Origin of the sequence: Sphaerisporangium fuscum, assembly GCF_018531465.1 — a bacterium.
In the GTDB taxonomy this organism is placed as follows: domain Bacteria; phylum Actinomycetota; class Actinomycetes; order Streptosporangiales; family Streptosporangiaceae; genus Sphaerisporangium; species Sphaerisporangium fuscum.
The window spans coordinates 1-18,371 of record NZ_JAHDTF010000013.1; the positions used below are offsets into that span (position 1 = coordinate 1).

Genomic DNA, 18,371 nt, shown 5'->3' on the forward strand with positions numbered 1-18,371 from the left:
GCGTCCGCGAGGCCGCCGAGGCCGGGGAGGCGATCTTCGGCAACACCGACACCTGGCTGCTGTGGAACCTCACCGGCGGCACCGACGGCGGCGTCCACGTCACCGACCCCACCAACGCCAGCCGCACCATGCTCATGAACCTGGAGACCCTCGACTGGGACGACGAACTGCTGTCGTTCTTCGGCATCCCCCGGGCCATGCTGCCGCAGATCCGCCCCTCCTCCAACCCCGCCTCCTACGGGGTGACCCGCGCCGACGGCCCGCTCGGCGGAGAGGTCGCCCTGACCGGTGACCTCGGCGACCAGCAGGCCGCCACCGTCGGCCAGGTCTGCTTCTCCCCCGGCGAGGCCAAGAACACCTACGGCACCGGCAACTTCCTGCTGCTCAACACCGGCACCGAACTGGTCCGCTCCAAGCACGGCCTGCTCACCACCGTGGGCTACCAGTTCGGCGACGACAAGCCGGTCTACGCCCTGGAGGGCTCCATCGCGGTCACCGGATCGGCCGTCCAGTGGCTGCGCGACCAGCTCGGCATCATCTCCGGCGCCTCCCAGAGCGAGTCACTCGCCCGCCAGGTCGAGGACAACGGCGGCGTCTACTTCGTCCCGGCCTTCTCCGGCCTGTTCGCCCCCTACTGGCGCTCCGACGCGCGCGGCGCCATCGTCGGGCTGTCCCGCTACAACACCAACGCCCACCTGGCGCGGGCCACCCTGGAATCGATCTGCTACCAGACCCGCGACGTCGTCGAGGCGATGCAGAACGACTCCGGCGTGGTGCTGGACGTGCTGCGCGTGGACGGCGGCGTGACCGCCAACGACCTGTGCATGCAGATCCAGGCCGACATCCTCGGCGTCCCGGTCTCCAAGCCCGTCGTCGCCGAGACCACCGCCCTCGGCGCCGCCTACGCCGCCGGCCTGGCGGTCGGCTTCTGGAAGTCCACCGACGAGCTCAAGCGCAACTGGAACGAGGACAAGCGGTGGCAGCCGCAGTGGTCCCAGGAGCAGCGCGAGACCGGCTACGCCGGCTGGAAGAAGGCGGTCACCCGCACCCTCGACTGGGTCGAGGTCGACTGATCAACCCACGACCGGGGCCGCGCCGCTCGGCGGCGCGGCCCCGGCCTCCGATGTTGTTCGAATGAGGAGCCCGGAACTGTGAATGCTGTACCGATGGGGCCGTCGTACCGCGCGGCGAGCCTGCGAAGGATGGCCGACGGTGAGTTCGACGTGCTGGTCGTCGGCGGCGGAGTGGTGGGCGCCGGAGCGGCGCTCGACGCGGTGTCGCGCGGCCTGTCGGTCGCGCTGGTGGAGGCCCGCGACTGGGCGGCCGGTACCTCCAGCCGGTCCAGCAAGCTGATCCACGGCGGCCTGCGTTACCTCGAACAGCTCGACTTCAAGCTGGTCAGGGAGGCGCTGAAGGAACGCGCCCTGCTGCTGACCCGGCTCGCGCCCCACCTGGTGCGCCCCGTGCCGTTCCTGTTCCCGCTCAAGCACCGGGTGTGGGAGCGGTTCTACGTGGGCGCCGGTGTGACGCTGTACGACGTGCTCGACGGCAAGCGGGTGCTGCCGCGCCACCGCCAGCTGAGCCGCCGCCGCGCGCTCGCCGTCGCCCCGGGCCTGCGCCCGGAGGCGCTGGTCGGCGCCGTGCAGTACTTCGACGCGCGGGTCGACGACGCGCGCTTCACCATGACGCTGGCCCGCACCGCCGCGCAGTACGGCGCCGCCGTCGCGACCGGGGCCCGGGTGACGGCGCTGGTCCGCGACGGGGAGCGCGTGACCGGGGCCAAGGTGCTCGATCTGGAGAGCGGCGAGGAGATCGTCGTCCGTGCCCGCCAGGTGATCAACGCGACCGGCGTGTGGACCGAGGAGACCCGGCGGATGACGGGCGCCGAGGGCGGCCTGACCGTCCGGGCGTCCAAGGGCGTGCACATCACGGTGCCGCGTGACCGGATCACCCTCAACACCGGCCTCATCCTCCGCACCGAGAAGAGCGTGCTCTTCGTCATCCCGTGGGGCCGGCACTGGATCATCGGCACCACCGACACCGACTGGTCGCTCAGCAAGGCCCACCCGGTGGCCACCCAGGCCGACATCGACTACCTGCTCGACCACGTCAACGAGGTGCTGAGCACGCCGATCGGCCGCGACGACATCGAAGGGGTGTACGCGGGGCTGCGTCCCCTGCTGGCCGGGGACGCCTCCGACACCGCCAAGCTGTCGCGCGAGCACACCGTCGCACGGCCGGCGCCGGGCCTGGTGGTGGTGGCGGGCGGCAAGTACACCACCTACCGGGTGATGGCCAAGGACGCGGTGGACGTGGCGGCGCGGGAGCTCTCCGGGGGCGTTCCCGCGTCGGTCACCGACCGCCTGCCCCTTCTCGGCGCGGAGGGGTACGAGGCGCTGTGGAACCGCCGTGCCCACCTGGCCGCCCGGGCCGGCCTGGACGTCGCCCGCGTGGAGCGCCTGCTGCGCCGCTACGGCTCGGCCGTGGAGGACCTGCTGCAGATGATCGAGGCGGACTCCTCCCTCGGCCTTCCGCTGGCGGGGGCCGGCGACTACCTGCGGGCGGAGGTGGTGTACGCGGCCTCGCACGAGGGGGCGCGGCGCCTTGAGGACGTCCTGGCCCGCCGCACGAGGATCGCGATCGAGGAACGCGACCGGGGCCTCGCGGCGGCGCCCGAGGTGGCAGCGCTCATGGCGCCGGTCCTCGGCTGGGACGAGCGGGACGTGCTGCGTGAGACCGAGGAGTACGCCGGCCTGGTCCAGGCCGAACTGGCGGCCGAGCACCAGCCCGACGACCTGTCCGCCGACGCCACCCGCGCCGGGCTGGCCACCCGTGACACCGGCACCGCCCACGCGGAGGCCTGCTGACCCGCGGCGGTCCATGACCCCGTACGTCGTCCCGCCGTGGGCGCCGGCACGAGCGTCCACCTCTCGCCGGGGGCGCCGGACGCCGGCGCCTGGACGACGGGCGCGTCGTCGTCCAGGGAGCCGCCGCGCACGCCGGCCACGTCGCCGCTGTCGCGGTTGGTGATGGTGTAGGCGCCGTCGCCGGTGGGCGTGAAGCGCCACTGCTGGCGCTCCGCGCGCGTGTCGGGACGCGCGTGGAGCGGGGCGCCCGCCGCGCGTGACGACGCGGTGAGGGCCCTGCCGCCGGTGACGAGTTCGAGGTAGCCGGTGCCGTGCCCCTCCAGCTTCCACCGCTGGCCGGCGGCTCCGGTGCCGGTCGCCTGGACGAGCCCGTCGCCCGACACCGTGAGGACCTTGCCGCTGCCGGCGTTGACCAGCGTGTAGGCGGTGCCCGTGGTGGCGTCCCGGCCGGGGGTCACCGTCAGGTCGTCGAACCGCGCGTTGAGCCACCCGGCTCCCGGCGTTCGCGTGCCGCCGTCGCCGACGCCCACCGCCAGCCCGGCCGGTCCCGCCGTGTAGGCGGTGTCGCGGGCGGTCCCGGCCGTCCGGCCGTCGATCGCGGCCGTGATGGCGTCGTCCTGGAAGGTGAGCGCCAGGCGGTGCCAGCTTCGCGTGCCGAGGGCGGCGACCCGCCCGGAGGCGAGGGTCGTGAGGCCGCCGGTGGTGTCGCCGCGCACGATCGACCACTCGCCGGTGCCGGTCACCCGCAGGTAGTAGGCGTCGATGTGGCCGACCTCCCAGTAGTCGCGCCCGCCGTACCTCCCGAGCAGCTCCGCCGAACCGGCCCCCTCCAGCATCACGTCGGCGCCGATCGTGTAGTTGGCCCAGATGGCGTCGCCGATCAGGCTGTACGGCGTCGCGTCGTTGTCGTGCCACACGATCGGCTTCACCGGCGACATCTGCCGTACGCACCGGCCGGCCCGCCCGGCGCCGCAGGGCGTGACCTCGAACGCGCCGTGCTGCGGGGCGAGGTAGGCGGGGATGGAGCCGGGCCGTGAGCCGTCGAAGTCGTCGGAGTAGGGCAGGCCGAAGGAAGCGGGCGGCCCGGAGACGGCGTCTCCCCTGCCCTGGCCGGTGGTCGTCGTCAGCGTGTAGACGCGGCCCGGCTTCAACGTCACCGAGAAGCTCCCGCCGTGGGGCGTCACGTCGGCCACGTGGGCGAGGTCCCCCGCGGGGTCGGTGGACGCCAGGTCGGTGGACCAGAGGTGCACCGTGCCGGTGGACAGCCCGCCCGTGACGGTGAACGTCGCGGTCTGATCGGCCCTGGCTCGGGTGGTCTCGATCACCGTGCTGTAGTCGCGCCCGTCCGGCGACTTCAGCGTGACGTAGCTGCCGTTGACGCGATCGCCGCCGAGCAGGCCGCTCGCGCCGTCGAGGTAGGTCCAGCCCGGCCGGGTGAACTGGGTGGTCTGGGCGGTCACCCACACCTGCTTGCCCACGGCGAAGCGCCCGGACCACGGCTGGTCGTCGACGATCAGCGCGGTCGTCGGGAACGGCAGGCCGGGCGGCGTCGCCGCGACCAGGGGCCAGTTGATGAAGGAGGTCATCCGCCCGTCGACGTACCCGAGGTTGACCGCCCGCGCCATCGCCGCCGCGCCGGCGTCGTGGTCCTGTGAGCCGTTCTCGCTGGCCCAGATCGGCTTGCCGGCGGTCCTGGCGGCCTCGGGCGTGTGACAGGTGTGGGCGTTGCCCCCGTCGCCGCCCTCGCAGGGATAGTGGGCGCCGACGACGTCCACCGCGGCGGCGAACGCGGGGTCGGCGGCGAGGGCGCCGGCCACGTCCCACCCGGAGTCGGCGGCGACGACCTTGGTGGCGTGGCCGCCTGCCCGCAGGGCCGCGTGCAGCTTCTTGTACCAGGAGGCGTCGAAGCCGTTCTCGTTCCACCCGCCGATGTAGTCGACGCGCAGGTGGTGCCGTTCGGCGCAGCCGAGCCACTTCATGAGGTAGCCGATCATGTCGTCGCTCCAGAAACGGCCGCGCCCGATCCAGCCGGGCGCGCCCCAGGACAGCGCCGCCAGCTTGATCGCGGGGTTGCGGCGCTTGGCCTCCTCCATGAGCCACCACTCGTAGCCGCGGTCGCAGTCGAGGTCGCCCGCGGTGTGCATGTGGCTGGGCTCGGCGCCGTCGGTGGAGTTCATGTCCCCGCCGATCTCCACCTTCAGCAGCTGGAGCGCGGCGCCGTAGCCCGGTTCGAACAGGTAGTCGAGGATCCGGCCGCGCTGCGGTTCGGGGTAGTCGAGCAGCAGCCGGGAGTTGCCGCCGCCTCCGCTGACGGCGCCGATGCCGTCGAAGGTCCGGCCGCTCCCGGCGCCGTCGACGGTGACGGTCGTGGTCGTGGGCGCGGCGCCGGGGACGGGGACGGCGGACAGGGAGAACAGGAGCGCGAGCAGGACCGGCAGCGGGCCGGAGCGGTTGTCGGACATCACTCACCTACAGGTCAGGGCGGCGAGGTGGTCCGGCCGCCCTGACCCGTTCGTCCCCCTCGGGGGCCATGGTGACGCGCTCAGGCCTTGTACGACTTGGCGATCTTGGCGAGCAGGTGCTCGAGCGTGTCGTAGGAGGGGGTGTCGACCACGTCGATGAGGTTCGCCGGGACGGGCACCTTGTGGGCGGCGGCGACCTTGGCGAACCGGGAGGGGTCGCCGGAGCGGAACCCGTGCTCGGCGGCGAGGCGCTGCAGGTCCGGGTCGGTCGACAGCAGGCGGCCGACGCGGTCGCCGCCGGGGGTGAACGGCACCAGCGTGTGCCTGGACAGCACGGTCGGCGACGGGTACATCAGCACCATGCCCGGCTTGACGCGTCCCCGCGCGGCGGCCTCCACGAACTGGGCCTCGTAGATCCAGACCAGCGGCGTGGGGCCCATGCCGACCGAGAGGTACTCCTCGAACGGCCCCTCGCTGGTGTTGTCGGTGTAGCCCTGACCGAGGAACAGCCGGGACAGCGCCGGCAGCACGTTCCGCTCGGCGTCGCCGCCCTGCACGATGCTGTGGCCGTTGGCCACGTAGCTCGCCACCGCCAGGTACATGGCCGCGGAGTTCGAGGTGCGCGGGTCGGTGGTGGAGACCAGGACGTTCTTGCGGACGGGATAGGCGGAGTGGCCCTCGAGCTGGTCCCACCGCACGCCGCGCGCGACCAGCTCGAGGTAGCGGGCGAAGTCGAAGCCCTGGACGGCCCTGCCCTTCTTCCCGGCGCCCATCTCCTTGACCACCCCCGCTCTGGCCAGCAGCTTCGCGATCGGCTTGAAGGTCGCGACCGCCATGGGCGAGGAGAACGGCGTGTACTTCGCGCTGACCTTCTTCTCCCGCTGGATGCGGTCGGCCGCGGGGGCGCTGGAGGGGAACGCGAAGTCGTACCGGCCGAGATCGACGGAGGTGGCGATCTGCCGCGAGCCCGCCGGGTCGACCTCGACCTTCAGGCCGTTGGCGGCGAACACCTTGACCACCTCGGGGTCCTCGAAGAACGCCTGCTTCTCCGAGCCGATCACCCCGCGCACGGTGACCAGTGAGGACGGCGTCCGCGCCGCGGCCGCGGGTGAGGCCGCCGTACCGGACGAGGACCGCGAGGTGGCGGCCGGGGCCGCCGGGGCGGACGGGATCCCGCCCGCCGCCGTGGGCGAGGCCGGGTCGTCCCCACCGGTGGTGATGACGACCACCGCGCCGACGACCACGACGGCCGCCGCCAGAACCGCGGAAACGACCTTCTTGTTCCGGTCCAGCAGTTCCTTAACATTCGATGATCGGAAGATTTCCGAATAGTGACGCCCGCCTGAATTCAAAGTGTCGCGAGTCGTCGACGGCCGGGCATCGGACGTGGCGTCGGCGATTTCCGGAGCGGACCCCTGGGGCTCCACCTCAATATTCGTCCCAGCCGCCTCCGGACCCAATTCGCGCCGGACCATGCGTTCGACGAAGATGGGAACGAAGTCCCTGATGGGGAAGCCGTCGAAGCGACTGTGGACGTCCCCCACCACGGTGTGCACCCGGTCGGCGGAATAGGCGTCGGTGAAGGTCTCGACCAGGCGATCGGTCACCTGACGCATCGCCTGTTCTTCGCGCACGGTATCGAGACTCAATGCGTATCTCCTCGGCGTGACAGCAGCCATATCGACGGCGGGACACCAAGATCCATCCGCGCCGCGCCAACCCTACCGGTTTACGGTCGCGCCGATAAAACGAATAGGTATTCCGAATGCCGCCGCGCACACCATTCAGCGCCGCATTAGGGCCCTTGCACACCTTTTGCGAGCTATAGGGCGATATACCGGGCTCAGGGCTGCGGAGTCAGGGAGATGCCCTCGGCGTCGTCGATCTCGAAGTACGACGGGTATTCGGTGTGGCCGGCCAGGCGCAGCGTGCGGGCGAGCCAGCGGCGCTGGGCGTGACGGGTGACGCCCACGGCGTTGTTGTAGAAGCGGCGGGAGTAGATCACCTTCGTCACCGCGGTGTCGAGCTCCTCCACCAGCTCCTTGCCTCCCGGGGCCTCGGCCAGGCGCTCGCGGAAGCGTTCCTGGTCCATCACGGCCCGCAGGGTGCGCGACAGGTCGCTCTCGGCGTGCTCACGCTCATCGAGCCCGGCCGTACGCGCCTCGTGCGCGGCCGCGGCGAGCACGAGGCTGGTGGCCGGGTCGAGGATGCGGGAGGAGGCGAGGTCCATGGCGACGGCGGCGCGGCGGACGAGCGCGGCGTCGAGGGCCTCCCGGGCGAGTTCGAGGCGGATGTGCAGCCGGTCGAGCCGCCCGGCCCGCCAGGAGATGTAGACGGCGGTGAGCACGACGACCACGCCGACCACCAGGATGATCGTGACAGTGCTCACGAACTCTCGCTTTCGTCACAGAGGCGGCGCCCGGTGACCGGCCCGCCCTCGCGAACGCTCACCGGGCCCCGCCGTCGTACCGGTGCTCGCGGCCGCTCACAGGGCCTCGGCCTCGTAGGCCGGCTCGGCCTGCCGGGACCGGCCGTTGTGCTCCTCCTCCACACCGCCGGCCGCGGTGGCGGTCACCGTCTCGTACACCCGGACGACGTCGCGGGCCACGGTCGACCAGTCGTACTTGCGGACGGCTACCCGGGCCTCGTCGGAGAGCTTGGCGCGGCGCTCGGGATCGTCGAGGAGGGCCACGGCCTCACGGGCCAGGGAGGCGGGGTCTCCGGTGGTGAACAGCGCCCCCGCCTGGCCCTCGCCGAGGACGCGGCGGAAGGCCGGGATGTCGCTGGCCAGCACGGCGGCGCCCGCCGACATCGCCTCGGTCAGCACGATGCCGAAACTCTCACCGTGGGTGTTGGGAGCGCAGTAGACGTCGACGGAGTGGTAGGCGCGGACCTTGTCCTCCTCGCTCACCATGCCGAGGATGCCGACGCGGTCGCGCAGCGCGGCCGGGACCTTGGCGAGCACGTCGCCGGCGTCGCCCGGGCCCGCGATGAGCAGCCGCAGGCCCGGACGCTCGGGAGCGATGATCGAGAACGCCTCCAGCAGCACCGAGAGGCCCTTGCGCGGCTCGTCCATGCGGCCGAGGAAGCCGATCACGCCGCCGTCGGGCCCCCAGCCGGGCAGCGGCTCGGCCTCGGCGTACCGGCTGACGGTGACGCCGTTCGGGATGAGGACGGCGTCGCCGCCGAGGTGCTCCACCAGGGTCTTGCGGGCGGCGTCGGACACGGCGATACGGCCGGTGATCTTCTCCAGGGCGGTGTGGAGCACGGGCGCCGAGACCGAGACGGCGCGCGAGCGCTGGTAGGAGGCGTGGAAGGTGGCGACGATCGGGCCGCGCGCCGCCCACACGGCCAGCAGTCCGACCGAGGGCACCGCCGGCTCGTGCACGTGGAGCACGTCGAAGCGGCCCTCGCGCAGCCACTTGCGCACCCGGCCGGCCGACAGGAAGCCGAAGGCCAGGCGGGCCACCGAACCGTTGTAGGGGACGGGCATCGCGCGCCCGGCCGAGGTCACGTAGAAGGGCAGGGGCGCGTCGTCGGACGCGGGGGCCATCACCGAGACGTGGTGGCCGTCGGCGATCAGCGCTTCGGCGAGGTCGCGCACGTGCGCCATGACGCCGCCGGGGACGTCCCAGGTGTAGGGGCAGACCATGCCCACCCTCATGGCGTGCTCACCGGGGTTCCAGGTCGTCGAGCCAGAGTCGCTGCAGCATGTGCCAGTCCTCGGGGTGTCGGGAGATGCCTTCCTGGAAGACGCGCGCCATGCTCTGGGTCATGATGGCGACCTTCTCCTGGCGGGTGCCCTCGGCGGGGACGGGGATCTCCTCGTGGATGTGCACCCCCCAGCCGTCGCCCTCGAACCACAGGCTGGCGGGATGCAGGGCGGCGCCGGTCTGCAGGGCGAGGAGCGCGGGGCCGGCCACCATGCGGGTCCTGCCGTTGAAGAAGTCGACCTCGATCCCCTTCTCGGTCAGGTCGCGCTCGGCCGGCAGGCACACCGCCCGGCCGGCCCGGAGCCGCTGCGCGAGGGTGCCGAAGGCGTGGGCGGTGCCGCCTCCTCTGGCGGTGAGCGGCAGCACCTCCATGCCGAGGCTCTGACGGAAGGCGACGAACCGTTCGTACAGCGACTCGGGCTTCAGCCGCTCCATCACCGTGGTGAACGGATACCCCTTGTGGATCAGCCAGGCGCCGGCGAGGTCCCAGTTGCCCATGTGGGGCAGGGCGAACACGACGCCCCTGCCGCCGTCGAGGGTGGCGAAGGCCCGCTCCGCCCCGATGTCGCGCACGCCGGCGAGGACGCGTTCCCTGCCGATCACGGGCAGGCGCAGCGCCTCCAGCCAGTAGCGGAAGTAGGAGCGCAGCCCGGCCTTGCTGAGGTCGCGGATCGACGGATCCGAGACGTCCTTGCCCGTCACGCGGGCGAGGTTGGATTCCAGGCGCCGCACGAGCTTGCCGTGGCGCCGCCACATCAGGTCGGCGATGAGGCGGAAGGCCCACGCGGCCACCGGCTCGGGCAGCTTGGGCACCAGCACCCAGCCGAGGTGGAACGCCCAGACGACGAGCCGATCGGCCACGCGAGGTTCACCCCCTAGGAGTCGGTGAGAAGATCTTCCGTCGATGCGTCGGGTCGTACGTTCATGTTGGCACTGTCTGGCGGTAAACGTGCAGAATCCGCTGCCCGGCGGTGAACGCGCTGGCCGCGGCGAGCAGCCACAGCCCCACGGCCAGCACGTACGGCACGCCGAGCCCCGACAGGCCCGCGGCGACCAGGACGACCAGCAGGCGCTCGCCGCGCTCGGCCAGGCCCACGTCGCAGGTGAGGCCGAGCCCCTCGGCGCGCGCCTTGGCGTACGACACCACCGCCCCCGCGACCAGGCAGAACAGCGCGACGGCGGCCAGCACCCGCTCACCGGTGGACATGAACCACAGGATCAGCCCCGAGAAGATCGCGGCGTCGCCGACGCGGTCGAGGGTGGAGTCGAGGAAGGCGCCCCAGGTGCTGCCGTTGCCGAGCATGCGGGCCAGGACGCCGTCGAGCAGGTCGGCGAGCACGAAGACCGTGATGACGATCGTGCCGAGGAACAGCCGGCCGCTGGGGTAGAAGCCGAGCGCCCCCACGGCGACGCCGAGCGTGCCGACGGCGGTGATGACGTTCGGGCTGATGCCGCGGCGGGCCAGCGCCCGGCCGAGCGGGGTCAGCACACGGGTGACGGCGGGGCGCAGGCTCTTCAACATCGCGGTCCGATCGTAGGCCACCCGGGGACCCGGGTTCGAACGGAGCCTCCCAGGTGAGCCGCCTGCCGCTGAATGGCACGCCGGAGCACGGGGAAGGGAAAAGGTGACAACACGAGAGGGAAACCGGCGGGCGAACACCTGGACAAGTCCAGATGTCGATTCGTGAGCACTTTTGCCTGTCCCCTCTTGTGATCCGCGCCACAGAGGTAAAGGGTGGTGTGCACCGCGCTCTCTCGGGGCGGCGGGCGCGGCGGCGGACGATGTGGCCGCGCGCGGCCGCATCTCACGGCGAAACGCGGGAGGCGACGTGCCGGAGAAGACCACGGGCCACACATCGGGAGCCGCGGGCAGAGCACCCTCGGCCGACCGGCCGGATGCGGTGCGCAATGTCGTGCTGGTCGGCCATTCCGGATCCGGGAAGACGACGCTCGTCGAGGCCCTGCTGGCCACGACGGGCACCATCCAGCGCATGGGCCGGGTGGAGGACGGCTCCACGGTCAGCGACTTCGACGAGGTGGAGGTGCGCCAGCAGCGCTCGGTCAACCTCGCCGTCGCGCCGGTGACGCACAACGACATCAAGATCAACCTGCTCGACACCCCGGGGTACGCCGACTTCGTGGGCGACCTGCGGGCGGGTCTGCGGGCGGCCGACGCCGCCCTGTTCGTGGTGTCCGCGGCCGAGGGCGTCGACGGGCTGACGCGCATGATCTGGGAGGAGTGCGCCGCCGTCGGCATGCCCCGGGCGGTCGTCATCACCAAGATCGACCATCAGCGCGCCGACTTCGACGACGTCGTCGCCACCTGCCAGGACACCTTCGGCGACGGCGTCGCCCCGCTCTACCTGCCCGTCGTCACCAACGGGCACGTCAACGGGCTCATCGGCCTGCTGACGCAGAAGTTCTTCAACTACGCCACCGGCTCCCGCACCGAGAACGAACCGGGGCCGAGCTACCAGGACCAGATCGACGCCTACCGCGGCACGCTGATCGAAGGGATCATCCAGGAGAGCGAGGACGAGTCCCTCATGGACCGTTACCTCTCCGGCGAGGAGATCGACACCAAGGTGTTGATCGAGGACCTCGAGAAGGCCGTGGCCCGGGGCGGCTTCTACCCGGTCCTCGCCACCTGCGCGGCGCCCGGCGCCGGCCCCGCCGTCGGCATGCTGGAGCTCCTGGAGGTGATCACCCAGGGCTTCCCGTCCCCGGTGGAGCACCCGCTGCCGGAGATCACCACGATCGACGGCAAGCCCGTGGACGGCCTCACGTGCGCCCCCGACGGGCCGCTGGTCGCCGAGGTCGTCAAGACCACCAGCGACCCCTACGTCGGCCGCATCAGCCTGGTGCGGGTCTTCTCGGGGACGCTGCGCCCCGACATGGTCGTCCACGTGTCCGGCCACGGCATGGCCGAGCGCGGGCACGAGGACCACGACGTGGACGAGCGCATCGGCGCCCTGTCCTCTCCGCTCGGCAAGACGCAGCGCACCGCCACCAAGTGCATCGCCGGAGACATCTGCGCGGTCGCCAAGCTGGGCCGGGCCGAGACGGGTGACACCCTCTCCGACAAGGACCACCCCCTGCTGGTGACGTCGTGGACGATGCCCGACCCGCTGCTGCCCGTGGCGATCCGCGCGAAGTCCAAGGCCGACGAGGACAAGCTGTCGCAGGCCCTCGCCCGCCTGGTCGCCGAGGATCCGACGCTGCGCCTGGAGAACAACGCCGAGACCCGGCAGCTCGTGCTGTGGTGCATGGGCGAGGCCCACGCCGACGTCCTGCTCGACCACCTGGCCAAGCGCCACGGCGTGGAGGTCGAGCGGATCGACCTGCGGGTGCCGCTGCGCGAGACCTTCAGCGGCAAGGCCCAGGGCATGGGCCGCAACGTGAAGCAGACCGGCGGGCACGGGCAGTACGCCATCTGCCACGTCGAGGTGGAGCCGCTGGAGTCGGGCGGCGGGTTCGAGTTCGTCGACAAGATCGTCGGCGGGGTGGTGCCGAGGCAGTTCATCCCCTCGGTCGAGAAGGGCGTGCGCGCCCAGATGGAGCGCGGCGTCCTCGCCGGCTACCCCGTCGTCGACATCCGCGTCACGCTGTACGACGGCAAGGCGCACTCGGTCGACTCCTCCGACATGGCCTTCCAGATCGCCGGGCAGCTGGCGCTCAAGGAGGCCGCGGCGAAGGTGCCCGCCCTGCTGCTGGAGCCCGTGGACGAGGTCTCGGTCCTGGTGGAGGACGAGCACGTGGGCGCGGTGATGTCCGACCTGTCCTCCCGCCGGGGCCGCGTCATCGGCACCGAGGCCGTCGGCACCGGCCGCACCCTGGTGAGGGCCGAGGTGCCCGAGCTCGAGATCACCCGTTACGCCATCGACCTGAGGTCGATGTCCCACGGCACCGGCACCTTCCAGCGAAGCTTCCTGCGCTACGAGCCCCTGCCGTCCCACCTGGCGGAGAAGATGAGATCCGCCTCCGACTAGCGGCCCGCCCCCTTCCCGGCGCCGGTCCCCGCACGTCAGCTGCTCGTGACCGGCGCCGGGTCGGCGGGGACCCGTTACGGCGAAGCCGGCGCCACCGTACGGCGGGGACCTCGGGGGCCGCCGGCGGAAGGCTGTCCCGGTGCAGGACGGCGGACGCCGCGGAGCTTCGGGTAAGACACTTGTCACCATCCGGCGTGGCGGGCCCGTGGCATGCCGGCCGGACGCGGAAGCCGCCCGGGTACGGAGACGCAGGTCCCCGAGGTTCTCCGCCCTTCCCTGGAGGGCCGCCCGGGCGTCCGCGGCTTCGCCGCATCGTTCACTGCGGCTCCATGGGTCATGGCGGTATCACGATCTGATTTCTTTCATCCGGCCTTACCAGTTCTTTGCCGATGCCAGACTGGTGTCCCATGCGAAACGGACATCGGCCTCTGCTCGCCGCCACCACCATCGCGGCGGTCACCACCGGCGTCGCCTATCTGTTCGGCCCGGGTGGCGTGCGGGCCGAGAAGGCGGACAGCGAGACCAAGCCCGCGACGCCGGCCGCCACGAGCCGCCGTACCCCCGCCCCCAAGGCGACGAGCCACCGCACCACGGCGGCCTCCGCGTCGGCCTCGCCGGTGTGCGCGGTGAACCCCAAGTACCCCAAGCGCCAGCTCCGGGGCGTGTGGATCGCCACCGTGCACAACGTCGACTGGCCCTCCGAGACCGGCCTGGACCCCGCGCGGCAGCAGGCGGAATACGTGCGCATCCTCGACAACGCGGTCAAGCGGCACCTCAACGCCGTCTTCGTGCAGGTCCGCCCGGCCTCCGACGCGATCTACCGCTCGCCGTACGAGCCGTGGTCGCAGTGGCTGACCGGCACCGCCGGGAAGGACCCCGGCTGGGAGCCGCTCCCCTTCCTGATCGCCGAGGCGCACAAGCGGGGCCTGGAGTTCCACGCGTGGTTCAATCCCTATCGCGCCGCCGACAAGGACGACGTGAACGCGCTGCCCGAGAACCACCCGGCCCGTCAGCACCCCGGGTGGACGGTGAAGTACCAGGGGAAGCTGTACTACAACCCCGGCCTGCCCGAGGTCCGCGCCTACACCGTCAAGGTCATCGACGACGTCGTGCAGCGGTACGACATCGACGGCGTGCACTTCGACGACTACTTCTACCCCTATCCGGGCAACGGCGCGAAGTTCTCCGACAAGGCCGCCTTCGCCAAGTACGGAAAGGGCATGTCGCTGGCCGCCTGGCGCCGGGACAACGTGAACAAGCTCGTCGCCGAGGTGGGCGAGGCCGTCCACGCCACCAAGCCGTACGTCAAGTTCGGCATCAGCCCGTTCGGGATCTGGCGCAACAAGTCCGACGACCCGTCCGGCTCCGACACCAAGGGCCTGTCGGCCTACGACGCGATCTACGCCGACGCCCGTGCCTGGATCAAGGCCCGTTCGGTCGACTACGTCATGCCGCAGCTCTACTGGCCGCGCGGGTTCTCCGCCGCCGACTACGCCAAGCTCGTGCCCTGGTGGGCGAACGAGGTCAAGGGCACCGGGGTGCACCTGTACATCGGCCAGGCGCTGTACCGGGTCGGCACCAAGGACGACGCGGCGTGGACCAAGGCGGGCGAGCTGCCGTCCCACCTGACCCTCGGCCGCAAGTATCCCGAGGTCGGGGGGGACGTCTACTTCAGCGCGGCCGACCTCGGCAGGAACCCGCTCCACGTGCTCGACGCGATCGTCAAGGACCACTATCCGCGTCCGGCGCTGACGCCGCTGATGAAGGAGCGCGGCGGCGCCGCCCCCGCCGCCCCGCAGGCCGTGCGCCGCACCGGGGGCACGCTGCAGTGGAAGGCCTCCCCCGGCGCCCGCTCCTACGCGGTGTACCGGGTGGCGGAGGCCAAGCCCGGCGACTGCGCGACCGCGGACGCCCGCAACCTCCTCGCCGTCGTCCCCGCGAGCGGCGCCGCCGACGAGTCGTACGCCGCCCGCACGGACGGCACCTACCTGGTCACCGCCCTCGACCGCCTCGGCAACGAGAGCGCCGCCACCGTCGCGACCCTCACCTAGAGGCGAGCCGGTCGGCGGCGTGGGCGGCGGCCGCCGCGGCGAAGGCCCGCACGATCGGGTGCGGGCGCGCCCCGTCGCCGGCCAGTTCGGGCTGGAACAGGGTGCACAGGAAGAACGGGTGCTCCGCCAGCTCCGCGATGCGCGCCTGGCCATCGTCGTCGAACCCGGTGAACGACATGCCGTGCTCGCGCAGCAGGCCCAGGTAGGACTGGTTGAGGCCGTAGGAGCAGTGGTAGCGCTCCATCCTGCGGTCGGCCCCGAGCACCTTCTCGGCCAGCGACCCGGCGGTGACGCGGACCGGCGCCTCGTGGCCGACCAGCGAGCAGGCCAGCGGCATGATCAGCATGCCGTCGGCGTCGTCGTCCAGGGCGGCGTTCTCGGCGTGGAGGGCGCCCCGCATGCCGCACACGTCGCGGGCGTACTCCAGCAGGGCGTGCTGGAAGCCCGCGCAGGTGCCGAGGAACGGGACCCGGCCCTCCCGCGCCGCCCGTACCGCGGCGAGGGCGCCCGCCTCGCTGGCGTACGGGCTGCCGGGCACCAGCCAGACGCCGTCGAACCCGTCCAGCGCCCCGTCCTGCCCGGCGTCCTCGGTGGGGATCCAGTACACGTCCAGCTCCAGCAGGTCGCGCTCGCGCAGCGCGTCCAGCAGGACGGGGATGCGCCCGTGGGCGCGCACGTGCGGGGAACGGTCGCCGACCAGGGCGAGGCGGGCGGCGAAGGCCGAGGCGGTGGAAGGCATGACGAGGCTCCTGACAGCGGGAAGGGGATCGACCGGCATGACCATCCTTGGCCGCCGAGGGCCTTGAGCGCCAACGATGATTCCCGGTCGGCCGATAAGCGATCCTGATGGAATGCGGACCCCCGGTGCCGCCGGTGTGCGACGATGTCGGCTGTACTCCCCGCGGAGCGCTCCGGGCGTCCCGTCCGGAGTCGGCGCACCGCTTTAGATCTTGCTAGGGTGCGCGCGGGCCCACGTCTCGGGGACGTTCACGGCCGGCCACCGGCGACCTCGAATTCCCGGACGGGTTCGACGTGATTTCCTGGACCGCGTGGCCGCCCTTCCCGTACGGTGCCAAGGATTTGCCGGGAGAAGGTTGTGGGAGGTCGTCGGTGAGGCGGGCGCTCGGCGCGTTGGTGATCCTGTTGGGCCTGGTGACGGCCCCTGCCGCCGCATGGGCGGACACGCCGCTGAGGCGGGAGGCGAACGCCGCCGGGCAGGTCGCCCTGATCGGTGTGCCCGGCCTGCACTGGGACGACGTGAGCGCGGCCGGCACGCCCAACCTGTGGCGGCTGGCCGGCCAGAGCGCGATCGGCTCGCTCTCGGTGCGCACCGTCGGCCGTACGACCTGCCCCTACGACGGATGGCTGACCGTCTCCGCCGGGGTGCGCACCGCCGTCGGCTCCAAGTGCGGCCCGCCGCCCGCCGTCGAGCAGCGGCCGGACGGCAAGGGGCTCATCCCCGACTTCGACTGGCTGTGGACGGTGCGGGACGCGACGTACGCGGGCACGCTCGGCACCGCCGTCCACTCCGCCGGCCAGTGCACGATGGCCGTCGGCCCCGGCGCGGCGCTCGCGCTGGCCGACCGCACCGGCACCGTCGACCGGTACGTCCCCTCCCCCGACAAGGTCGCCGACTGGTCGGCCTGCCGGGTGGTCGCGGTCGACGTCGACGACCTCATCCGTCCCTACATCGAGGGCGAACGGCTGTCCGAGGCGCCCGACAAGCTCTCCCCCGAGCAGCGCAGGGCCGCGGTGAAGGCGGCCGACGCCAAGGTCGGCGCCGTCACCGCCGCGCTGGCGCCCGGCACCGCGATCGCGCTCGCCGGCCTGTCCGACCACGGCGCCGACCCGCGCCTGCGGGTCGCGATGTGGCGGGCCCCGGGCACGGCGGGCCGCTTCCTCGGCGCCATGTCCACCCACCGCGACGACATGGTGATCCTGCCCGACGTCACCGCCACGCTGCTCCAGCAGGCCGGCGTGGCCGTCCCGGCGACGGTCATCGGCGTGACGTGGGACGCGAGCCGCCCGACCGCCCTGGCCGACGGCGTGACGGCCCTGCGGCACGCCGACGTCGCCGGGCAGACGATCCGCGGCCTGGGCGGGGTGTTCTTCACCAGCGTCGCCGTGCTCCAGGTGCTGTTCTACGTGATCGCGTTCCTGCTGCTGCGCCGGCGTCGCGCCCTCGGCGGGGTACGCCTGGCCGCGCTCGCCCTGGGCTCGCTGCCCGTCTCCACCTACCTGGTCAACCTCACCCCCTGGGACCGCTCGCCCGTGCCCGTGCTCACGCTGCTCGGAGGGGTCGTGGCCGGCGCGGCGGCGCTGACCGCGCTGGCCTTCGCCGTCCCGGCCCTGTGGGCGCGCCTGCGGGGCCGCGCGGAGGGCGGCACCGTCCTCGGCCCGCCCACGGTGATCGCCGGCGTGACGGCGGCCGTCCTGGTCGCCGACCTGCTGACCGGCACGCGACTGCAGTTCAACAGCCTCATGGGCTACACCGGCGTGGTCGGCGCCCGCTACAGCGGGCTCGGCAACATCCCCTTCGCGCTCCTCGCCACCTCGGTGCTGCTGCTCACCACCGCGGTCGCCGACGGCCTGGTCCGGGCCGGTCACCGCAAGGTGGCGGTCGCCCTGGTGGCGGGCCTCGGCGGCTTCGCGATGCTGCTGGACGGCTGGCCGGGGGTGGGCAGCGACTTCGGCGGCGTGATCGCGTTCGTGCCCGGCATCGCGGTCACGGCCCTGCTGGTGGCGGGCAAGCGCGTGTCGATCGTGAAGCTGGGGGCCTTCTGCGTGGCGGGCGGCGTGCTGGTCATGGGCATCGCCTACCTCGACTACCTGCGCCCGACGGCCTCCCAGAGCCACCTCGGGCGGTTCGTCGGCCAGGTGGTCGACGGCACCTTCTGGCCGGTGATCAACCGCAAGCTCGGGGCGATGCTGAGCACGCTGCTGTCGCCGAACCTCATGCCGATCGTGATCGCGGCGTTCGCGTTCCTGGTCTTCGCCCTGCTGCGCCCGGGAACGGCGAGCGCGGGCGTGCTGCCCGTGGCGTTCGAGCGGGCGCCGATGCTGCGCGCGGGCCTCATCGGCGCCCTGGTCAGCGGCGTGGTCGGCATGCTGGTGAACGACTCGGGGGCCGCGGTGCTGTCGATGGCCCTGGCCCTGGCCGTGCCGCTGGTGCTGTCGGCGGGCATCCGCGCCCTCACGCCCGGCTCCCCTGAGGGAACGGCTCCCGTGCTCCGTCCCCTCGCGACGGAGGCGTGAAGGCGCGGCCGCCCTGCCGGGCCTGAGCCCGGCG

The 18,371-nt window shown here is 72.4% G+C and carries 11 protein-coding genes and 1 pseudogene; 5 read left to right on the forward strand and 7 right to left on the reverse strand.

Annotated features, from left to right (window positions below):
• Both glpK and KIK05_RS46960 read left to right on the forward strand, forming a co-directional pair.
• Positions 1–1,073, forward strand: a 1,073-nt coding sequence (gene glpK / locus KIK05_RS16570; RefSeq protein WP_214411625.1) for a glycerol kinase GlpK, incomplete at its 5' end; no start/stop codon positions are given.
• Positions 1,074–1,166: 93 nt separating this feature from the next.
• Positions 1,167–2,867, forward strand: a complete 1,701-nt coding sequence (locus tag KIK05_RS46960) for a glycerol-3-phosphate dehydrogenase/oxidase (protein ID WP_250562949.1) — start codon at positions 1,167–1,169, stop codon at positions 2,865–2,867.
• Positions 2,868–2,917: 50 nt separating this feature from the next.
• On the opposite strand, the pseudogene KIK05_RS16575 reads toward KIK05_RS46960, so the two are convergent.
• The 6 genes and pseudogenes from KIK05_RS16575 to pgsA form a co-directional block, all read right to left on the reverse strand.
• A pseudogene (locus tag KIK05_RS16575) lies at positions 2,918–5,329 on the reverse strand (RICIN domain-containing protein); the annotation flags it as partial.
• An 80-nt stretch (positions 5,330–5,409) separates the two neighbouring features.
• On the reverse strand, positions 5,410–6,978 hold the full coding sequence (locus KIK05_RS16580; protein ID WP_214411627.1) for a three-helix bundle dimerization domain-containing protein: 1,569 nt from the start codon (positions 6,976–6,978) through the stop codon (positions 5,410–5,412).
• A 194-nt stretch (positions 6,979–7,172) separates the two neighbouring features.
• Positions 7,173–7,718, reverse strand: coding sequence for a hypothetical protein (locus KIK05_RS16585; RefSeq protein WP_214411628.1), 546 nt, complete (start codon positions 7,716–7,718; stop codon positions 7,173–7,175).
• Between the two features lie 96 nt (positions 7,719–7,814).
• Positions 7,815–8,993 (reverse strand): glycosyltransferase family 4 protein, encoded by a 1,179-nt coding sequence (locus KIK05_RS16590; protein WP_214411629.1) that lies wholly within the window; start codon positions 8,991–8,993, stop codon positions 7,815–7,817.
• 7 nt (positions 8,994–9,000) lie between these two features.
• Positions 9,001–9,903, reverse strand: a complete 903-nt coding sequence (locus tag KIK05_RS16595) for a phosphatidylinositol mannoside acyltransferase (RefSeq protein ID WP_308249953.1) — start codon at positions 9,901–9,903, stop codon at positions 9,001–9,003.
• A 61-nt stretch (positions 9,904–9,964) separates the two neighbouring features.
• The gene (pgsA, locus tag KIK05_RS16600) at positions 9,965–10,564 is read right to left on the reverse strand and encodes a phosphatidylinositol phosphate synthase (protein WP_214411630.1); all 600 of its coding nucleotides are present in this window, start codon (positions 10,562–10,564) and stop codon (positions 9,965–9,967) included.
• 307 nt (positions 10,565–10,871) lie between these two features.
• Between pgsA and KIK05_RS16605 the strand changes: the two genes are divergently transcribed.
• Both KIK05_RS16605 and KIK05_RS16610 read left to right on the forward strand, forming a co-directional pair.
• Positions 10,872–13,031, forward strand: coding sequence for an elongation factor G-like protein EF-G2 (locus tag KIK05_RS16605; protein WP_214411631.1), 2,160 nt, complete (start codon positions 10,872–10,874; stop codon positions 13,029–13,031).
• A gap of 407 nt (positions 13,032–13,438) precedes the next feature.
• Positions 13,439–15,082, forward strand: a complete 1,644-nt coding sequence (locus KIK05_RS16610; protein ID WP_214411632.1) for a glycoside hydrolase family 10-like protein — start codon at positions 13,439–13,441, stop codon at positions 15,080–15,082.
• On the opposite strand, the gene KIK05_RS16615 is transcribed toward KIK05_RS16610, so the two are convergent.
• Positions 15,075–15,821 (reverse strand): CTP synthase C-terminal region-related (seleno)protein, encoded by a 747-nt coding sequence (locus KIK05_RS16615; RefSeq protein WP_214411633.1) that lies wholly within the window; start codon positions 15,819–15,821, stop codon positions 15,075–15,077. The two genes, KIK05_RS16610 and KIK05_RS16615, sit on opposite strands and share 8 nt — an antisense overlap.
• A 371-nt stretch (positions 15,822–16,192) precedes the next feature.
• Here KIK05_RS16615 and KIK05_RS16620 point away from each other — a divergent pair, with 371 nt between their 5' ends.
• Positions 16,193–18,337, forward strand: coding sequence for a hypothetical protein (locus KIK05_RS16620; protein WP_214411634.1), 2,145 nt, complete (start codon positions 16,193–16,195; stop codon positions 18,335–18,337).
• Positions 18,338–18,371 lie beyond the last annotated feature (34 nt).